Here is a 2715-nt window from a genome sequence, read left to right on the forward strand (position 1 = left end):
GTTGCGGCTCGATCCCGGGCGGATCGCGGCGATGGCGGACGGCGTCGCCGCGGTTGCCGCGCTCGCCGATCCGGTCGGCCAGATCATGGATTCGCGCGCACGTCCCAATGGCCTCGTCCTCAGCCGGGTCCGCGTACCGATCGGCGTGATCGGGATCATCTATGAAAGCCGGCCGAACGTGACCGCCGACGCCGCGGCGTTGTGCGTAATGGCAGGCAATGCCGCGATCCTGCGCGGCGGATCGGAAGCCGTGGCGAGCAATCGCGCGATCCACGCCGCGTTGATCGAGGGCTTGGCCGCGGGCGGGGTCCCCGCGGACGCGGTGCAGCTGGTCCCGACCACCGACCGCGCGGCGGTCGGCGCGATGCTCAAGGCAGACGGCGCGATCGACCTGATCATCCCGCGCGGCGGCAAGAGCCTGGTCGCGCGCGTCCAGGCCGAGGCGCGCGTGCCGGTGCTCGCGCATCTCGACGGGATCAACCATGTCTATGTCGATGCGTCCGCGGACCCCGCGATGGCGGCGGCGGTGGTGGTCGATGCGAAGATGCGCCGGACCGGCATTTGCGGCGCGATGGAGACGCTGCTGATCGACCGCGGCTATGCTGGCGCGGCGTCGCTGATCCGCCATCTGGCCGATACAGGCTGTGTCGTGCGGGGCGATGCGGCTGCGATCGCGCTCGTGCCCGAAATCGCGGCGGCGGACGCGGCGGACTGGGATACCGAATATCTCGACGCGATCGCCGCGGTCGCGATCGTCGACGGACTGGACGGCGCGGTCGCGCATATCGCGCGGCACGGGTCGCACCATACCGATGCGATCGTCGCGGCCGATGCGGACGTCGCCGAGCGGTTTCTCGCGCAGGTCGACAGCGCGATCGTGCTGTGGAACGCCTCGACCCAGTTTGCCGATGGCGGCGAATTCGGGCTGGGTGCTGAGATCGGCATCGCCACCGGGCGGCTCCACGCGCGCGGCCCGGTCGCTCTCGAGGGGCTGACGACCTACAAGTGGATCGGGCGTGGCACGGGGCAGGTGCGCGGGTGAGGTGTCGGGCCGATCGGCGTCGCGCGTGACGCCATGACCCGCGTCGCAATTCTCGGCGGATCGTTCAACCCGGCGCACCGGGGCACCGCGCGATCACGCTGTCGGCGATCGAGGCGCTCGCGCTCGACGAGGCGTGGTGGCTCGTCTCGCCGGGCAATCCGCTGAAAGAGGCGGCGCGCGACATGGCGCCGCTGTCCGCGCGGCTCGCCTCGGCGCGACGGATGGCGCGGCGCGCGCCGATCCGCGCCACCGATATCGAGACCCGGCTCCACACCCGCTACACGCTCGACACGATCCGCAAGCTCAGGCGGCGCCATCCGAAGATCCGCTTCATCTGGCTGATGGGTGCGGACAATCTCGCCGACTTCCACCGGTGGAAGAACTGGCGCGCGATCGCCCGCGAGGTTCCGATTGCGGTAATCGCTCGGCCGGGATATGACGGGCGCGCCCTCGCGGCCCCCGCGATGGGTTGGCTGCGGCGCTTCCAACGGCGCACAGACCATGCGAAGAGCTGGACGACGTGGAGATTGCCGGCCCTTGTGCTGTTGCGCTTCCGACCCGACCCGACCTCCGCAACCGGCCTGCGCGCCGAAAATCCCGACTGGTTCCAGCATGTTGCCGGGCCGGTAACCTGACCCAGGAGCTGACTTGGCCACTTCCCCTACTGCCCCTCGCGCGACCGACCCCGAAGAGGTTGAGGCGCTGCATCGCCTGATCCTCGCGTCGCTCGATGACGACCAGGCGGTCGAGACCATCTCGATCCCGCTCGCGGGCAAGACGAGCATCGCCGATTACATGGTGATCGCCAGCGGCCGTTCGACCCGCCAGGTCGCCTCGATGGCACAGAAGCTGGCCGAGCGTATCAAGGCCGAGTTCAAGCGTCCGGTGAAGATCGAGGGGCTGCCGACCGCGGACTGGGTCCTGATCGACGCCACCGACATCATCGTCCACCTGTTCCGCCCCGAAGTCCGCAGCTTCTACAATCTCGAGCGGATGTGGGCGTTCGGCGATGCGCCGACGCCACCGACCGCTCCGTTCGCCGACCTGTCCGACCAAGACTGATCCGGGTGCGCGGGCGATGCTGCTGCATATCGTCGCCCGCGGCCGGATCGGGCGATCGCCCGAAGCCGAACTCGTTGATCGCTATCTGAAGCGGATCGCCTGGCCGACCAAGGTGTCCGAGCTTCCCGACACCGGGGGGCGGATTCCCCCGGTCGGCGACCAGACCCGGCGGATCCTGCTCGACGAAAAGGGCGACGTCCTGTCGTCCATGGCGTTCGCGCGCGTGCTCGAGCGGTGGCGTGACGACGGCGTGCGCGAGGCCCGGTTCATGATCGGTGCGGCCGACGGGTTCGACGACGCCGCGCGCGACGAGGCCGACCTGCTGGTCTCCTTCGGCCGCGCGACCTGGCCGCATCTGCTGGCCCGGGCGATGCTCGCCGAACAGCTCTTCCGTGCGACGAGCATCCTGGCCAACCACCCGTATCACCGCGAAGGCTGATCGTGCGGATCACCGCGTCATCGCGCCTGTCATCGGCGGTGCTGTTGCTGTTCGCGGCAGTCGCCCTTGGTCTTGCCGCCACCCCGCGCGCGAGCGCGGCGGCGACACCGCAGCAGCGACTGATCGAGGCAAGGCGCGGCGCGCGGATCGCGGCGATACGCGCCCTGCGAGC

At 70.0% G+C, this 2715-nt stretch carries 3 protein-coding genes and 1 pseudogene; all 4 read left to right on the forward strand.

Annotated features, from left to right (window positions below):
- A partial coding sequence (locus tag NI18_RS20060; protein ID WP_037532811.1) for a glutamate-5-semialdehyde dehydrogenase occupies nucleotides 1-1042 on the forward strand: 1042 nt, incomplete at its 5' end.
- 33 nt (nucleotides 1043-1075) lie between these two features.
- Nucleotides 1076-1677: pseudogene (locus NI18_RS20065) on the forward strand (nicotinate-nucleotide adenylyltransferase).
- A 13-nt stretch (nucleotides 1678-1690) separates the two neighbouring features.
- Nucleotides 1691-2104 carry a ribosome silencing factor gene (rsfS, locus tag NI18_RS20070; protein WP_031395980.1) on the forward strand — a complete coding sequence of 138 codons (414 nt, stop codon included), beginning with the start codon at nucleotides 1691-1693 and terminating at the stop codon, nucleotides 2102-2104.
- Nucleotides 2105-2120: 16 nt separating this feature from the next.
- Complete coding sequence (locus NI18_RS20075; protein ID WP_031395979.1) at nucleotides 2121-2543, forward strand: 23S rRNA (pseudouridine(1915)-N(3))-methyltransferase RlmH; 423 nt, start codon at nucleotides 2121-2123, stop codon at nucleotides 2541-2543.
- Nucleotides 2544-2715 lie beyond the last annotated feature (172 nt).

Source organism: Sphingomonas sp. Ant20, assembly GCF_000783375.1.
Classification (GTDB): Bacteria; Pseudomonadota; Alphaproteobacteria; order Sphingomonadales; family Sphingomonadaceae; genus Sphingomonas; species Sphingomonas aerolata.